The 13,779-nt window shown below is 68.7% G+C and carries 14 protein-coding genes and 1 rRNA gene; 8 read left to right on the top strand and 7 right to left on the bottom strand.

Annotated elements, in window-relative coordinates; genetic code table 11:
- Window positions 1–146 precede the first annotated feature (146 nt).
- The 4 genes from rrf (at window position 147) to NAM01S_RS27675 (ending at window position 2,539) form a co-directional block, all read left to right on the top strand.
- A 5S ribosomal RNA gene (rrf, locus tag NAM01S_RS27690) occupies window positions 147–263 on the top strand.
- A 418-nt stretch (window positions 264–681) separates the two neighbouring features.
- Window positions 682–1,374 carry an endonuclease NucS gene (gene nucS, locus NAM01S_RS27685; RefSeq protein ID WP_067790768.1) on the top strand — a complete coding sequence of 231 codons (693 nt, stop codon included), beginning with the start codon at window positions 682–684 and terminating at the stop codon, window positions 1,372–1,374.
- Window positions 1,375–1,391: 17 nt separating this feature from the next.
- The gene (locus tag NAM01S_RS27680) at window positions 1,392–2,105 is read left to right on the top strand and encodes an endonuclease/exonuclease/phosphatase family protein (protein ID WP_067790767.1); all 714 of its coding nucleotides are present in this window, start codon (window positions 1,392–1,394) and stop codon (window positions 2,103–2,105) included.
- Between the two features lie 134 nt (window positions 2,106–2,239).
- Window positions 2,240–2,539: an Rv1322 family protein gene (locus NAM01S_RS27675; RefSeq protein ID WP_067790765.1), complete on the top strand. Its 300-nt coding sequence runs from the start codon at window positions 2,240–2,242 to the stop codon at window positions 2,537–2,539.
- A 98-nt stretch (window positions 2,540–2,637) separates the two neighbouring features.
- Here the strand turns inward: NAM01S_RS27675 and NAM01S_RS27670 are convergent, their stop codons facing one another.
- Both NAM01S_RS27670 and mce read right to left on the bottom strand, forming a co-directional pair.
- Complete coding sequence (locus tag NAM01S_RS27670) at window positions 2,638–3,642, bottom strand: coiled-coil domain-containing protein (RefSeq protein WP_067790763.1); 1,005 nt, start codon at window positions 3,640–3,642, stop codon at window positions 2,638–2,640.
- An 86-nt stretch (window positions 3,643–3,728) separates the two neighbouring features.
- Window positions 3,729–4,202 carry a methylmalonyl-CoA epimerase gene (gene mce / locus NAM01S_RS27665; protein WP_067790795.1) on the bottom strand — a complete coding sequence of 158 codons (474 nt, stop codon included), beginning with the start codon at window positions 4,200–4,202 and terminating at the stop codon, window positions 3,729–3,731.
- 126 nt (window positions 4,203–4,328) lie between these two features.
- On the opposite strand from mce, the gene NAM01S_RS27660 reads away from it, so the two are divergent.
- The 3 genes from NAM01S_RS27660 (at window position 4,329) to NAM01S_RS27650 (ending at window position 6,922) form a co-directional block, all read left to right on the top strand.
- Window positions 4,329–5,507, top strand: coding sequence for an acetyl-CoA C-acetyltransferase (locus NAM01S_RS27660; RefSeq protein ID WP_067790761.1), 1,179 nt, complete (start codon window positions 4,329–4,331; stop codon window positions 5,505–5,507).
- A 145-nt stretch (window positions 5,508–5,652) separates the two neighbouring features.
- Complete coding sequence (locus NAM01S_RS27655; protein ID WP_372508142.1) at window positions 5,653–6,021, top strand: DUF3817 domain-containing protein; 369 nt, start codon at window positions 5,653–5,655, stop codon at window positions 6,019–6,021.
- Window positions 6,022–6,082: 61 nt separating this feature from the next.
- Window positions 6,083–6,922: a tetratricopeptide repeat protein gene (locus NAM01S_RS27650; RefSeq protein ID WP_067790757.1), complete on the top strand. Its 840-nt coding sequence runs from the start codon at window positions 6,083–6,085 to the stop codon at window positions 6,920–6,922.
- A 56-nt stretch (window positions 6,923–6,978) separates the two neighbouring features.
- Here NAM01S_RS27650 and NAM01S_RS35420 read toward each other — a convergent pair whose 3' ends face one another.
- The 5 genes from NAM01S_RS35420 to NAM01S_RS27630 form a co-directional block, all read right to left on the bottom strand.
- Window positions 6,979–7,176, bottom strand: coding sequence for a hypothetical protein (locus NAM01S_RS35420; RefSeq protein WP_157107937.1), 198 nt, complete (start codon window positions 7,174–7,176; stop codon window positions 6,979–6,981).
- 68 nt (window positions 7,177–7,244) lie between these two features.
- Window positions 7,245–9,422, bottom strand: a complete 2,178-nt coding sequence (glgB, locus tag NAM01S_RS27645) for a 1,4-alpha-glucan branching protein GlgB (RefSeq protein ID WP_067790755.1) — start codon at window positions 9,420–9,422, stop codon at window positions 7,245–7,247.
- Window positions 9,419–11,422, bottom strand: a complete 2,004-nt coding sequence (locus NAM01S_RS27640) for an alpha-1,4-glucan--maltose-1-phosphate maltosyltransferase (RefSeq protein WP_067790753.1) — start codon at window positions 11,420–11,422, stop codon at window positions 9,419–9,421. The genes glgB and NAM01S_RS27640 overlap by 4 nt, the downstream gene beginning before the upstream one ends.
- A gap of 39 nt (window positions 11,423–11,461) precedes the next feature.
- Window positions 11,462–12,103, bottom strand: coding sequence for a LysE family translocator (locus tag NAM01S_RS27635; protein WP_067790750.1), 642 nt, complete (start codon window positions 12,101–12,103; stop codon window positions 11,462–11,464).
- A 48-nt stretch (window positions 12,104–12,151) separates the two neighbouring features.
- Complete coding sequence (locus tag NAM01S_RS27630) at window positions 12,152–12,751, bottom strand: TetR/AcrR family transcriptional regulator (RefSeq protein ID WP_067790748.1); 600 nt, start codon at window positions 12,749–12,751, stop codon at window positions 12,152–12,154.
- A gap of 64 nt (window positions 12,752–12,815) precedes the next feature.
- Between NAM01S_RS27630 and NAM01S_RS27625 the strand changes: the two genes are divergently transcribed.
- A complete protein-coding gene (locus NAM01S_RS27625) occupies window positions 12,816–13,283 on the top strand; it encodes a VOC family protein (RefSeq protein WP_307188707.1) in 468 nt (155 codons plus the stop codon).
- Window positions 13,284–13,779 lie beyond the last annotated feature (496 nt).

The following is a 13,779-nucleotide window of genomic DNA, read 5'->3' as shown; positions in this document are numbered from 1 at the left end:
ATCGAACGACAACAGCCCACGGTTGTTGTGATTCGGTCGAGAATTCGAGGGTTGCCCTCGGAATCTCCCCTTTTGTCGGGCGCTCGAGGGTATGGCCCTCGAATCACCCGACGTGGGTACGCGGTGTGTGGATAGTTTCATAGAGTTACGGCGGCTATAGCGGTGGGGAAACGCCCGGTCCCATTCCGAACCCGGAAGCTAAGGCCACCTGCGCCGATGGTACTGCACTCGACAGGGTGTGGGAGAGTAGGACACCGCCGGAACATCATTGCGAAAGGCCCCCAGCATCAGCTGGGGGCCTTTTTGCGTTCGGGCGAGATGCCTTTCAACACAGGCGATTCCGTCCCGATAGCTTCACGCCCCGGGAACGCCGCAATACAGACTTCCGCCGGTCTATCCGGCCGAGTCCACTGGGCATCAGACAACGGGCCCTCCGCCGCCGCGACGCAAGAGCTCCGGCGTCGCAATCGTCTTGGCGGTCGTGGTCGTTGGTCGGCGGCGTCAGGGGCGGCAGTGCTGTGCTGTGGGCGGCGAGTACGCCGTTGTGCACTCGTGCGCGGGACCGAATCTCACTGTGGGGAACTGCTATACCGCCAAGGGCGTGACGTAATGCTTCGTGCCGCTGCGGTGAGTGGGTCGGGCGGGTCCCGGTCGATGTGGCGCAGGGCCTAGACTCGACCGGTGCGCCTTGTGATTGCTCGTTGCCAGGTCGACTACGTCGGTCGTTTGACCGCTCACCTTCCGATGGCCCGCAGGCTGCTGTTGATCAAGGCCGACGGCTCGGTGCTCGTTCATTCGGACGGCGGCTCGTACAAGCCACTGAATTGGATGAGCCCGCCGTGTTGGCTGGAGGAGCGGGACGCGGCCGCCGCGGAGCTGCCCGAGGGTGCGAAGGCGCTGTGGGTGGTGACGAACAAGGCGGGGGAGGAGCTGCGCATCACGATCGAGGACGTGGAGCACGACTCCTCGCACGAGCTCGGCGTCGACCCCGGATTGGTGAAAGACGGTGTGGAGGCCCATCTTCAGGAGCTCTTGGCCGAGCACGTGCAGACCCTCGGCGCCGGCTACACCCTCGTTCGGCGCGAGTACATGACCGCTATCGGCCCGGTGGATCTGCTCTGTCGCGATGCCGATGGCGCCACCGTCGCGGTGGAGATCAAGCGGCGCGGTGAGATCGACGGCGTGGAACAGCTGACCCGCTATCTCGAACTGCTGAATCGCGATCCGCTGCTGGCCCCCGTGTCGGGTGTGTTCGCCGCGCAGCAGATCAAGCCGCAGGCGCGCACGCTGGCCGAGGATCGCGGCATCCGTTGCCTCACACTCGATTACGACGCCCTGCGCGGCACGGAGAGCAACGAATTCCGGCTCTTCTGACTTCGGTATACCGCTACATGATCACCGTCGCCACCTGGAACGTCCTGCACCGCGTGCACGCCGAGAACTGGTACGAGGATGTCGCGACCAAGTGGCCCGTCGAGGACGAGCGGATCGAGGCCATCGCCGCCCGGATCGCGAAGCGCTCGGAACAGATCATCGCGCTGCAGGAGGTCAGCGGCGATCAGCTGGCCGTCCTTCGAGACACGCTGCCCGACCGCACGATTCACACGCTGCGCTATCCCCGGGTGCCGCGGCCGAAGCGCATTCCGACCTCGTTGCGGGACCGCGACGAGTACCTGGTGCTCGTGGTCGACGATCCCGGGCACACGGTGTTGGCGGCGGCGTTCGGGGACGATCCGGGCAAGGGCGCGTTGATTGTCGCGACGTCCGGTCTGACTGTTGTCGCGACGCACGTCACCGGGGACGAGCGCCGCGGGCGCCAGCTGTCGACGCTGGCCGGCTGGGTGCTGTCCGATCCGTCGCGTCCGGCGGTGCTGCTCGGTGACTTCAACGCCGATCGGAACGTCGTGGCCGAAGGGCTCGGTGCGGGTTTCACCGTGGCGGAGTTGCCCGCGGGCTCATTGCCGACCCGGCCGCGGACCTCTGGAAGCAAGTCCCAGTTCATCGACCACGTGGTCACGCACGGCGCTGACGCGGTCGAGGCCGCGGTGGAGAGCGCCGACGGCCTGTCGGACCACAATCCGGTCCGCGCCACGATCGCTGTGTGACGCGAGCGCTGATCCGGCGGTAGCGCCTTCTTCGGCACGGGTGCGGGTCTTCGGCCAGCGCTCGCCGAGCGTTGGCTGGTCGGGAGGTGTACGGATCACTTCGATGCCGCGACCCGCCTATTACGCTTGTCCGCATGCCCCGTCGGAAACCGCGCGCCCGCGATCATGCCGGGTCCGACAGTGCGCCGCTCGGCGATGTGTTCGGGCGCACCGAACGCGGTCCGGACGACGACGACGTCTTCATCGTGCGCACCATTCCCGGCACCCGCGCCACGAAGACCTATCGGTGCCCCGGATGCGACCACGAGATTCCCCCTGGTGTCGCCCATATCGTCGCCTGGGCGGCGGACGGCGGCGAGGACGACCGACGGCACTGGCACCGCGGCTGCTGGAACGGCCGCCGGACCCGCCGTATCACCCGCCGCTGGTCCTGAGCCGCGGCACCGCGAATCCAACTAAGAAGGCCGCCCCCTGACGGGAGCGGCCTTCGGGTGAACTGTGGTGATGTACTGCGTCGTCGCCTGAGCCGACGTCAGTTCGCGATGTCGGCGTTCTCGCGCTCGTCGGCGTCGAAGTCCTCGTCCTCGTTGGTGACCTCGGGGATCGCCTTGGTCGGACGGGAACCGGTGACCGACTTGGTGTTGCCGCCGATCGACTTGCGCTGCTCCGGAACACCATCGAGCAGTTCGCTCTCCCGGTTGACGGCCGCGAGCATCGCGGGCACCGAGTCGAGCTGGCCGCGGATGCCGAGCAGCTGGGCGAGTACCCGGCCGCGCAGCACGCGCATCTCCTCGGCCAGTTCCTTGGCGTGCGCGATCTTGCGCTCGGAGGTCTGGGTGGCGGAGGTGATGAGACGGTTGGCCTCGTCGGTCGCGTCCTTGATCCGCTGCGCGGCCTCGGCGCGGCTGGTGGCCTCGAGCTCCTCCATGGCGCGGGTGAGTTTGGTGCGGCGCTCGGCCATGGTGACTTCGAAGTCCTGCTGGGTCGCCTTGCGCTTGGCTTCGGCTTCCTTGCCGAGGCGCTCGACCTCGGCTTGAGCGGCTTCGATGATCTTGGCGGATTCGGTGCGTGCGTTCGCCAGGGTCTGCTCGAACTCGATGTCGAGCGCCTCGCGCTTCTCCTTGGTCTCCGCGAGCAGCGACTCGTATTTGCCGCGCATCTCGGTCGCCTGCTGCTCCGCGATCGACACCATTTCCGCGGCCTCGGCCTGGGCGAGAGCCCGGACCTCGGAGGCCTCGTCGGAGGCCAGCCGCAGCATGCGGGAGATGCGGTCGGACATGCCTTCGGCAGTGGTCGGCGGCACCGAGAGTCGGTCGACCTCCTTGCGGAGCTCGTCGATCTCGTCCCGCGCGTCCTCCAACTGGCTCGCGAGGTTACGGGCTTGCGCCGCAGCGGCATCGCGATCGGTGGCGGTGACCCTCAGCTCGGCATCGAAGCGGTCGAAGTAATTACGCACCTCGTCTTGCGCATAACCCTTGCGCACAACGGTGAAGGGCAGTGCAACGAAGCGATTGCGATCGGACTCGGGTGACGACATGGCACACAAACTACAGCCTATGGAGGGCCGATGGTGACTCGACCGCGAATGTGATTCCGACGAGTTTTCCGGCCCCGATCTTGATACTAGTGCGTAACATTCGGGTTCGGCTCGACCAACTCGACCAGCACACCGCCAGCATCCTTCGGGTGGATGAAATTGATGCGGGAATCGGCGGTTCCGTGCCGCGGCGCCTCGTACAGCAAACGCAGTCCGCGATCACGGAGATGAGCGGAGACGGCCTCGATGTCGGTGACGCGGTAGGCGAGCTGCTGAAGGCCCGGTCCGCTGCGGTCGATGAACTTCGCGATCGTCGAGTCCGCGTTCAGGGGAGCCAGCAACTGCAGAGCAGTCGCGCCGTCCGGTGCACCGGGCAGCGACAGCATGGCCTCGTGCACGCCCTGGCTCTCGTTGACCTCGCGGTGGGTCTCGATCATGCCGAGATTCTCGGCGTACCAGGCGATTGCGGTGTCCAGGTCGGGGACCGCGATGCCGACGTGGTCGATCGCGACCACGTAGTCGCCCGGAATGAGTTCGGATGTCTGATTTGCGTTGGTCACCACTCGACGGTAGCGCCAACCTGGGTGAAGTCACCGAGGGCACACAGGCTACCGTTGAGTACATTGACGCCGCGCCGTCGCTCGTGCGATGGCGAGCGGGTTCCACCAACGAATGCGAGGCTCGTCGTGACCACAACCGTCATCGTGTCCGGTGCGCGCACCCCGGTCGGCAGGCTGCTCGGCGGCCTGAAGGACTTCAGCGGTTCCGATCTCGGCGGTTTCGCTATCAAGGCCGCGCTGGAGAAGGGTGGCGTCGCGCCGGAGCAGGTCGACTACGTGATCATGGGCCAGGTGCTCACCGCGGGCGCGGGCCAGATTCCGGCAAGGCAGGCGGCGGTGGCCGCGGGCATCCCGATGGACGTGCCCGCCCTGACCCTGAACAAGGTGTGCCTGTCCGGCATCAACGCCATCGCGCTCGCCGACCAGCTGATCCGCGCGGGCGAGTACGAGATCGTCGTCGCCGGTGGCCAGGAGTCCATGAGCCAGGCGCCGCACCTGCTCGAAAAGAGCCGCGAGGGCTTCAAGTACGGCGATGTGACGATGCGCGACCACATGGCCTACGACGGCCTGCACGACATCTTCACCGACCAGGCCATGGGCGCGCTCACCGAGCAGCGCAACGACCGTGACCCGATCAGCCGCGCCGATCAGGACGCGTTCGCGGCTGCCTCGCATCAGCGCGCGGCGGCGGCGTGGAAGAACGGCGTGTTCGACGACGAGGTCGTCCCGGTCGAGGTGCCGCAGCGCAAGGGCGATCCGGTGCTGATGAGCAAGGACGAGGGCGTTCGCGCCGACACCACCGTCGAGTCGCTCGGCAAGCTGCGCCCGGCCTTCCGCAAGGACGGCACGATCACCGCGGGCACCGCCTCGCAGATCTCCGACGGCGCGGCCGCGGTGGTCGTGATGAGCAAGGAGAAGGCGCAGCAGCTCGGTCTGAGCTGGATCGCCGAGATCGGCGCCGCGGGTGTGGTCGCCGGTCCGGACTCCACGCTGCAGGACCAGCCCGCCGACGCCATCGCCAAGGCCTGTGCGCGCGAGGGCATCTCGCCCGCCGAGCTGGACGTTGTCGAGATCAACGAGGCGTTCGCCGCGGTCGGCATCGCCTCGGCGCGCAAGCTGGGCATCGATACCGAGAAGGTGAACGTCAACGGTGGCGCGATCGCCATCGGCCACCCGCTCGGCATGTCCGGCGCCCGCATTGTGCTGCACCTGGCCCTGGAGCTGAAGCGCCGCGGCGGCGGTGTCGGTGCGGCCGCGCTGTGCGGCGGCGGCGGTCAGGGTGACGCGCTGATCATCAAGGTCTGAGTAGGTACGGGCGTCGCGCTCGGTGCTTCGGCGCCGGGCGCGACGCCGTCTGATCGGGCGTGTCCCGCGCGGACGCGCCGAGACGGCTACGTATGTGACGGGTTCAACTACGACCCGTCGTAGTGCATACGGCACAATGGTGCGCATGGGTTTCTTCGATCTGCGCAGCGTCGCCGGTAGATTCCGTTTCTTCGCGGTGCTCGAGGCACTGTCCTGGCTGGGTCTGCTCGTCGGAATGGCGTTCAAGTACATTCCCGACCCGGGCAACGAGATCGGCGTGAAGATCTTCGGCCCGGTGCACGGCACCATCTTCATCCTGTTCGTGCTGACCGCGCTGCTCGCGGCGCGCGAACTCGGCTGGAACTGGAAGACCACCGTGCTCGCGCTGCTGTCCAGCATTCCGCCGTTCTTCACGGTGATCTTCGAGGTATGGGCCGTGCGCACCGGCAAGCTGAGCGGATCGAGCAACGCCGACGCGACCCCCGCCGCGGAAGCCGTTCGCGCCGCGTCGTGACAAACTGGAAACCGTGACTCGACCTGCCGCCCGCCGTCCCTCGCCCGCCGTCGCCGCTGCCATGTCCGGAGCGGTGGATCTTTCCAGCCTGAAGCAGCCGCCCGCCGGTGCGACCGGTGGCGACTACGCGGTCGGCGAAGCGGACTTCGAGACCAAGGTGCTGCGCCGGTCGATGCAGGTTCCGGTGGTTGTCGCGCTGTACTCGCAGCGCAGCCCCGGCAGCGTCGAACTGGTCAGGACGCTGGAGCGGCTGGTCGCGGCCGACGGCGGCAGCTGGGAGCTGGCCACCGTCGAGGCCGAGGCCAACATGCGCATCGCGCAGGCGCTGCGGGTGCAGGGCATCCCCACGGTGATCGCCATCGCCGCCGGGCAGCCGCTTGCCGATTTCGAGGGCGCGCAGCCCGAGCCGCAGGTGCGGCAGTGGCTCGACGCGGTGGTCGACGCGGTCGCGGGCAAGCTCGAGGGCGGCGCGGGTCAACCGCAGCCCGCGGAGGATCCGCGCTTCACCGCCGCCGAGGACGCGCTCGAGCGCGGTGACCTGGCCGGCGCCGAGGCCGCCTACGAGGCGATCCTGGCCGCCGAACCGAACAACGAGGAAGCCAAGGGCGCGCTTCGGCAGCTGCGCTTCCTGGCACGGGCTCAGCAGGTGCCGGATTCGGCGCTCGCTGCCGCCGATCAGGACCCGGCGAACGTCGATGCCGCCATCGACGCCGCCGATCTGGAACTGCTCAACCAGCGGCCGGAGGCGGCGTTCGATCGGCTGATCGCCGTCGTCAAGCGCACCGCGGGCGACGACCGCACCAAGGCGCGCACCCACCTGCTCGAACTGTTCGAGCTGTTCGACCAGGCCGAGCCGTTCGTGGTCGCGGCCCGCAGGAAGCTCGCCGCCGCGCTGTACTGATCGGGGCGGCCGGCAGTGGTGGATTCACCGGTCTGCCGGATTGGATTCAGCCGCACTCAGGCGACCGATAGCCTCAGACGCCCGGAGCGATTGCGCCCGGGCGTCTTTGCGTTCGGGCACCGAAGGAACAGGTAGGCCGATCCATCGATCAGGCCGCGCCCCATCGGCCAGGCCGCATCCAGAATGGTCGGCGCGGTAACCGACAGAAGGCGGCCTTCATCATGCCAGACCGACTGGAAGTGGCCTTCATCCATTGAACTGGACGTTGGGCAGCCAGTTGCCGGTCGGATGGGGGCCCACCGTGATCAGGTGGGTGGCTCGATCAGGTGGGTGGGCCCGCTAGCCACACCGCAGTGTTCGGTGCCAGTGCGATGCTTGCCGAGAAGGGGCGTCCGTGCCAGGGGATCTCCTCGGTCTTCACCGCGCCGAAGTTGCCGATGCCGGAGCCGCCGTATTCCGCCGCGTCGGTGTTGAGGATCTCGCTCCACTCGCCGGGGACGGGCAGCCCGACGCGGTACTCGCCGTGCACCGAGCCGGAGAAGTTGTACACGCACGCGACGACCGATCCGTCCGCGCCGTAGCGCAGGAACGCCAGCACGTTGTGCTCGCGGTCGTCGGCCTCCAGCCAGGAGTAACCGCCGGGTGTGGTGTCCTGGCTCCAGAAGGCCGGGTGCGCGCGGTAGGCGGAGTTGAGGTCGCGGACGGCGGCGGCGATGCCGGAATGCAGCGGATTGTCCAGTTCGCCCCAGTCCAGGCCGCGGTCGTGCGACCACTCGCGGAACTGGCCGAAGTCCTGGCCCATGAACAACAGCTGCTTGCCGGGATGGCCCCACATGTAGGCGAGCAGCGCACGCACGCCTGCCGCCTTGGCGAAATCGTCGCCAGGCATCCGCGTCCACAGCGTGCCCTTGCCGTGCACGACCTCGTCGTGGCTGATCGGCAGCACGTAGTTCTCGCTCCACGCGTACATCAGCGAGAAGGTGATCTCGTTGTGGTGCCAGGAGCGGTGGATCGGGTCCCGGCGCAGGAAGCCGAGGGTGTCGTGCATCCAGCCCATGTTCCACTTCATGGTGAAGCCGAGTCCGCCGACGTCGGTGCCGCGGGTGACGCCGGGCCAGGTGGTGGATTCCTCGGCGACGGTGATGACGCCGGGGTGGTTGCGGTGCACGGTGTCGTTCAGGTCTTGCAGGAAGTCGACGGCCTCCAAGTTCTCCCTGCCGCCGTGTATGTTCGGCTCCCAATCGCCTTCGCGGCGTGAGTAATCCAGGTAGAGCATGGCGGCGACCGCGTCGACGCGCAGGCCGTCGATGTGGAATTCCTCGATCCAGTAGCGCGCGTTGGCGACGAGGAAGTTGCGCACCTCGTGCCTGCCGAAGTCGAAAATGTAGGTGCCCCAGTCGAGTTGCTCCCCGCGGCGCGGGTCGGCGTGCTCGTAGAGCGGGGTGCCGTCGAAGCGGGCCAGCGCCCATTCGTCGCGCGGGAAGTGCGCGGGCACCCAGTCGAGCAGCACGCCGATGCCCGCGCCGTGCAGGTGGTCGACGAAGGCGCGGAAGTCGTCGGGGGAGCCGAAGCGCGCAGTCGGGGCGTAGTAGGAGGTGACCTGATAACCCCAGGAGCCGCCGAACGGGTGCTCGGCGATGGGCAGCAGTTCGATATGGGTGAAGCCCGCGCTCCGCACGTATTCGGCCAGCTGCTCGGCCAATTCGCGATAGCCGAGGCCCGGCCGCCACGACCCGAGGTGCACCTCGTAGACGCTCATCGGCGCGCGGTTGGGGTCGGTGGCGGCGCGGCGTTCGAGCCAGTCCGCGTCGCCCCAGGTGTAGCGGCTCTCGGTGACGACCGAGGCCGTCGCGGGTGGGTGTTCGGTGGCGAAGGCGAGCGGGTCGGCGTGGTCCACCGTGCGTCCGTCGGCGCCGTGCACGCGGTACTTGTATTTCGTGCCAACGCCGACGTCCGGGACGAAGACCTCCCAGATGCCCGACGAGCCGAGGGCGCGCATCGGCGCGGTGTTGCCGCTCCATCCGTCGAAATCGCCGATCACGGTGACGCCGCGGGCATTCGGCGCCCATACCGCGAACGACGTGCCCGCGACCGGGCCGTCCAACGTGGTGTAGTCGCGGGGATGGGCGCCGAGCACGTCCCAGAGCCGCTCATGGCGTCCCTCGCCGATCAGGTGCAGGTCGAGCTCGCCGACGGTGGGCAGGAAGCGGTAACCGTCGGCGGCGACCACCGTGTGTCCGTCCGGATAGGTCGTGACGACGCGATAGTCCATCAGGTCCGGGTAGGGGAGCACCGCGGCGAAGATCCCGTACCCCAACGGTTTCAGCGAATGGTCGACGTCGCCGACGCGCACCGCGACGGTGTCGGCGTGCGGCCGCAACACCCGCACGACCGTCCCGTCCGGGTGCGGATGGGCGCCGAGGACGGTGTGCGGGTCGTGATGGGTGCCCGCCGCGAGCAGCATGAGGTCGCGGCGGTTGATGGTTGCCGCGCGGGTCATCGGAACGACCGCCGGTAGGCCAGTTCCATCCGGGCGGGCGCGGGCACCGGCGGCAGCGCGATGATGTGCGCGACCGCCTTGGCGGGATCGAGTCGGACGTAATTCGTCTGGGCCCAGTGGTATTCCTCGCCGCTGACCTCGTCGACGACCACGGGGTGGTCGTGCCATTCGCGACCGATCGCGGGCAGATCGAGCGAGAGGAAGCCCCACTCGGCGCCGTAGGGGTTGAGGTTCACCACCACGAGCACGGCATCGCCGCTGACCGGATCGAACTTGGAGTAGGCGAGCATGGCGTCGTTGTCGACGTGGTGGAAGTGCAAGCAGCGCAGCTGTTGTAGCGCCGGATGGGCGCGGCGGATCTCGTTGAGCCTGGTCAGCCACGGTTCCAGCGATTCGCCGCGGGCCAGCGCCTCGGCGAACGGGCGCGGGCGCAGTTCGTACTTCTCCGAATCCAGGTACTCCTCGCTGCCCGGGCGCACCGCTTGGTGCTCGAACAACTCGAAACCGGAGTACACGCCCCAGGTCGGTGCCAGGGTGGCGGCGAGCACGGCGCGGATGGCGAACATGCCTGGCCCGCCGTGCTGGAGGCTCTCGTGCAGGATGTCGGGGGTGTTCACGAACAGATTCGGGCGGGCCTCGTCGGCCTTGGCGGCCAGTTCGTTGCCGAACTCGGTGAGCTCCCACTTCGCCACCCGCCACGTGAAATACGTGTAGGACTGGCTGAATCCGCGTCGCGCCAAGCCGTAGAGGCGGGCAGGCCGGGTGAACGCCTCGGACAGGAAGATCACGTCCGGATCGGTGCGCCGCACGGTGGTGATCAACCATTCCCAGAAATCGGCGGGTTTGGTGTGCGGGTTGTCGACGCGGAAGATCTTGACGCCCAGACCGATCCAGTGCCGTACCACGCGCAGCACTTCCGCGTAGAGACCGTCGGCGTCGTTGTCGAAGTTGACCGGATAGATGTCCTGGTACTTCTTCGGCGGGTTCTCGGCGAAGGCGATGGTGCCGTCGGGCAGCGTGGTGAACCACTCCGGGTGCGCGGCGACCCACGGGTGGTCCGGCGCGCATTGCAGTGCCAGATCGAGAGCGACCTCCAGCCCGAGTTGCCCTGCGGCGGCGACGAATTCGGCGAAATCGGCCTCGGTGCCGAGCGCGGGATGCACGGCATCGTGTCCGCCGTCCTTCGAGCCGATCGCCCACGGGGAGCCGACATCGCCGGGCTCGGCGGACAGGGAGTTGTTGCGGCCCTTGCGGTTCACCTCACCGATCGGATGGATCGGCGGCAGGTACACCACATCGAAGCCCATGCCCGCGATGCGGGAGAGTTCCTTGGTCGCGGTGGCGAAAGTGCCGTGCACGGGCTTGCCTTCGGCGTCCCAGCCGCCGGTGGAGCGCGGGAAGAACTCGTACCACGAGCCGTACAGCGCGCGTTGCCGCTCGACCTGCACGGTGTGCTGCGGGCCCCTGGTCACCAGATCGCGCAGCGGAGTGTCGCGCAGGATCTCGGCGACCTCCTCGCTGAACGCGGGCGCGACGCGGGCGGGCAGCTGCTCGTCGCTGCGCAACGCCGCCGCCGCGGCGCGCAACTTCTCGAACTTGGCCTTGGGCAGCGCCTGCGCCGCCCGATCGAAAAGCCGGGCGCCGAGCTCGAGGTCATTGGCCAGGTCGACGGCGCTCTGTCCGACGGAGAGTTTGGCTTCCACGGCGTTGCGCCAGGTGGCGATGGGGTCGCTCCAGCCCTCAACGCGGAAGGTCCACGCGCCGGGCAGGTTCGGCACGAAAGTGGCGTTGAAGACGTCGGGCTCGTAGTCGGGGGTCATCCGTATTCGGGTGGCCCGCGACGCTCCGGGAGCGCGCACCGTGAGCGTGGCGGCGACCGCGTCGTGCCCCTCGCGCCACACCACGGCGCGCACCGGGAACACCTCGCCCACCACGGCCTTGGCCGGGCGGCCGCCGGGGATGGACGGGGCGGTGTCATCGATGGCGATGCGGCCGGTCACGTGGACCAACCTACCCGGTGCCGTGCCGATGATGCGTTTTCAGCGGGCATCGACGGCCAGGCCGAGGCCGAGCGCCACCAGCGCGGCGCCGAGTGCGCGCTCCACCCGCTGCCGGATGCGCGCCCGGCGCAGCAAGCCGCCCGCGCGGTCGGCGGCAAGGACAACGCCGACGCACCATGCGGTGTCGATCACCAGTTGGATGGCGGCGAGGATCAGCACCGTCGGCAGCACCGGCCCGCTGCTCGGCAGGAACTGCGGCAGGATCGTCAGGCCGAACACCGCGGCCTTGGGGTTGGCGGCGATCGAGAGCAACGCGGCGCGGAAGGCCGCGGCCGGGGTGCGTCCCGCGGGCAGCAGCGTCGTCATGGTGGAGCCGACGGCGTCGTCACGGCCCGCGCCGCGCCAGGCCTGCACGCCGAGCCAGATCAGCACCGCCGCGCCGAGCGCGTGCACGGCGGTGTTCAGCACGGCGTTCGCGACCAGCAGGACGGACAGACCGGCGCCACCCGCCAGCGTCCAGCCGAACACGCCGATCTCGTTGCCTGCCACCGCGGCGAGTCCGGCGCGGCGGCCGTCGCGCACCGAGCGTTGCAGGAACAGGGCCGTCGCCGGGCCGGGCAGCGCGGCGAGCGCCAGGCAGGCGAGCAGGAATTCGGGGAGAACGTCGACCCAGTGCGGCATCAGCCGATGGTGGCACGGCAGGCGCGGACCGGCCAGTGGATTGGATTCTCAGTGCGGTCGCTCGGCGCGCAGGCCCTCGAGCAGGCCGCGCAGGGCGGTCGTTGTCTGGTCGAGGGCGTCGGGCTCGGACGCGGTGGCCAGCCACAGCGCGGCCTCGTTCATCGCGCCGGAGAGCAGGTGGGCGAGCGGGGCTATCGGCTGCGGTGCGAGCACGCCCGTGTCGACGAGCAGGCGCAAAGCCTCCTCGAGATGTCGGGCGGAGTTGGCTTCGTCCAGCGCCCGCCATTCGTGCCAGCCGAGCACCGCGGGGCCGTCGATCAGCATGATGCGCTGGATTTCCGGATCGGTGCAGGTGGCGAGGAACGCCTCGCATCCGGAGACCAGCTGGGTCCAAGCGTCCGAGGCGGGGTCGGCGGCCGCGGCGACCCGCTCGCCGACCTCCTGCTGCACCTGCTCCAGCACGGCGCGGAACAGCTCGGTCTTGCTGGCGAAGTTGTGGTAGAGCGCGCCCTTGGTGACGCCCGTCGCCGCGACGATCTCCGAGAGACCAACGGCGCCATAGCCTTTCGTGGCGAACAGGCGCCTGCTCGCGCGCAACAGCGCCCGGCGGGTCTCTTCGCGCTGCTGGGCGCGCAGGGTGCTCGGCATCGGAAACCTCTCCGTTGACATTCCATCGGTATGCGAACTACCTTACTTCACATACCATCGGTACGTGAAAGGCTCGGACATGAAACTCGGCAGCTTCTACCCCGTCATCGGCACCACCCGGCTCGCGGAATCGCGCGACTTCTACACCGAGTGGCTGGGCTTCGAGATCACCTTCGAGGCGGACTGGTACATCAGCCTGCGCCGCCGCGGTGGCGCCGACGAGCCCGAATACGAACTCGCGCTGCTCGACTACACCCACCCGACGGTGCCGGAGGCCTACCGCAAGCCGGTGCAGGGCCTGCTGCTGAACTTCGAGGTCGACGACGTCGACGCGGAGTGGGAGCGCCTTGTCGTGCGGGGCGGACTGAACGCCGAGCTGGAAATCCGGTCCGAGGACTTCGGCCAGCGCCACTTCATCGTCGCCGACCCGAACGGCGTCCTGATCGACATGATCATGGAGATCCCGCCGAGCGCGGAGTACGCCGAGCAGTTCAGCGCGGAGTACGCCGCGGAGAAGTTCGCCGATCGGTGAACGACTGGGCTGGAGGTGGTCGAGCGGCGTAGCGCCGGAGGCGATCGACGGGCCGAGCGTCGGAGGGCGACCGACGTGCTCGGTGTAAGAGGTGTCGAGGGTTCGGTGTCGAAGGTGGCCGAGGGGGCCGGCGCCGCGAGCGACCGACGGGCCAGGCGCTGGACGTGGCGGCAGTTCAGCCCTGAGAACCGAGGGGCTCATGGTCGGATGTGATCGAAGGGCTCAGCGCTGGTACGCCCGGGTGACCCAGGGGCCGAGTGCTGGCAGGACCGCGGGCTCATCGCCGGGAGCGGTCTCAGGGCCGAGTGTCGGAGTGACCGAGGGGCCGGGACGGGAGGCGATCGGGCGCTGCGCCCCGGGGCGAGTGCTGGAAGTGACTCAGGGGCCAGCACCGGAGGTGACCGAGGGCCAACGCCGGGGCGGCCGGCGGGCTGAGCGCCGGAGGGACCGAGGGGCCAGCACCGGAGGCAATCGAGGGCGCAGCGCCCCAGGGGCG

Origin of the sequence: Nocardia amikacinitolerans NBRC 108937, assembly GCF_001612615.1 — a bacterium.
GTDB lineage: Bacteria > Actinomycetota > Actinomycetes > Mycobacteriales > Mycobacteriaceae > Nocardia > Nocardia amikacinitolerans.
Note: the sequence above shows the minus strand (reverse complement) of the source record. Positions and strands in the feature narration are given on the sequence as shown.

Coding starts and splice junctions, on each gene's coding strand:
- NAM01S_RS27680 (WP_067790767.1), top strand. CDS start 1,392: ATGATCACCGTCGCCACCTGGAACGTCCTGCACCGCGTGCACGCCGAG.
- NAM01S_RS27635 (WP_067790750.1), bottom strand. CDS start 12,103: ATGCCGCACTGGGTCGACGTTCTCCCCGAATTCCTGCTCGCCTGCCTG.
- NAM01S_RS27650 (WP_067790757.1), top strand. CDS start 6,083: ATGTCCGGAGCGGTGGATCTTTCCAGCCTGAAGCAGCCGCCCGCCGGT.
- NAM01S_RS27675 (WP_067790765.1), top strand. CDS start 2,240: ATGCCCCGTCGGAAACCGCGCGCCCGCGATCATGCCGGGTCCGACAGT.
- glgB (WP_067790755.1), bottom strand. CDS start 9,422: ATGACCCGCGCGGCAACCATCAACCGCCGCGACCTCATGCTGCTCGCG.
- NAM01S_RS27655 (WP_372508142.1), top strand. CDS start 5,653: ATGGGTTTCTTCGATCTGCGCAGCGTCGCCGGTAGATTCCGTTTCTTC.
- NAM01S_RS35420 (WP_157107937.1), bottom strand. CDS start 7,176: ATGGATGAAGGCCACTTCCAGTCGGTCTGGCATGATGAAGGCCGCCTT.
- NAM01S_RS27630 (WP_067790748.1), bottom strand. CDS start 12,751: ATGCCGAGCACCCTGCGCGCCCAGCAGCGCGAAGAGACCCGCCGGGCG.
- NAM01S_RS27670 (WP_067790763.1), bottom strand. CDS start 3,642: ATGTCGTCACCCGAGTCCGATCGCAATCGCTTCGTTGCACTGCCCTTC.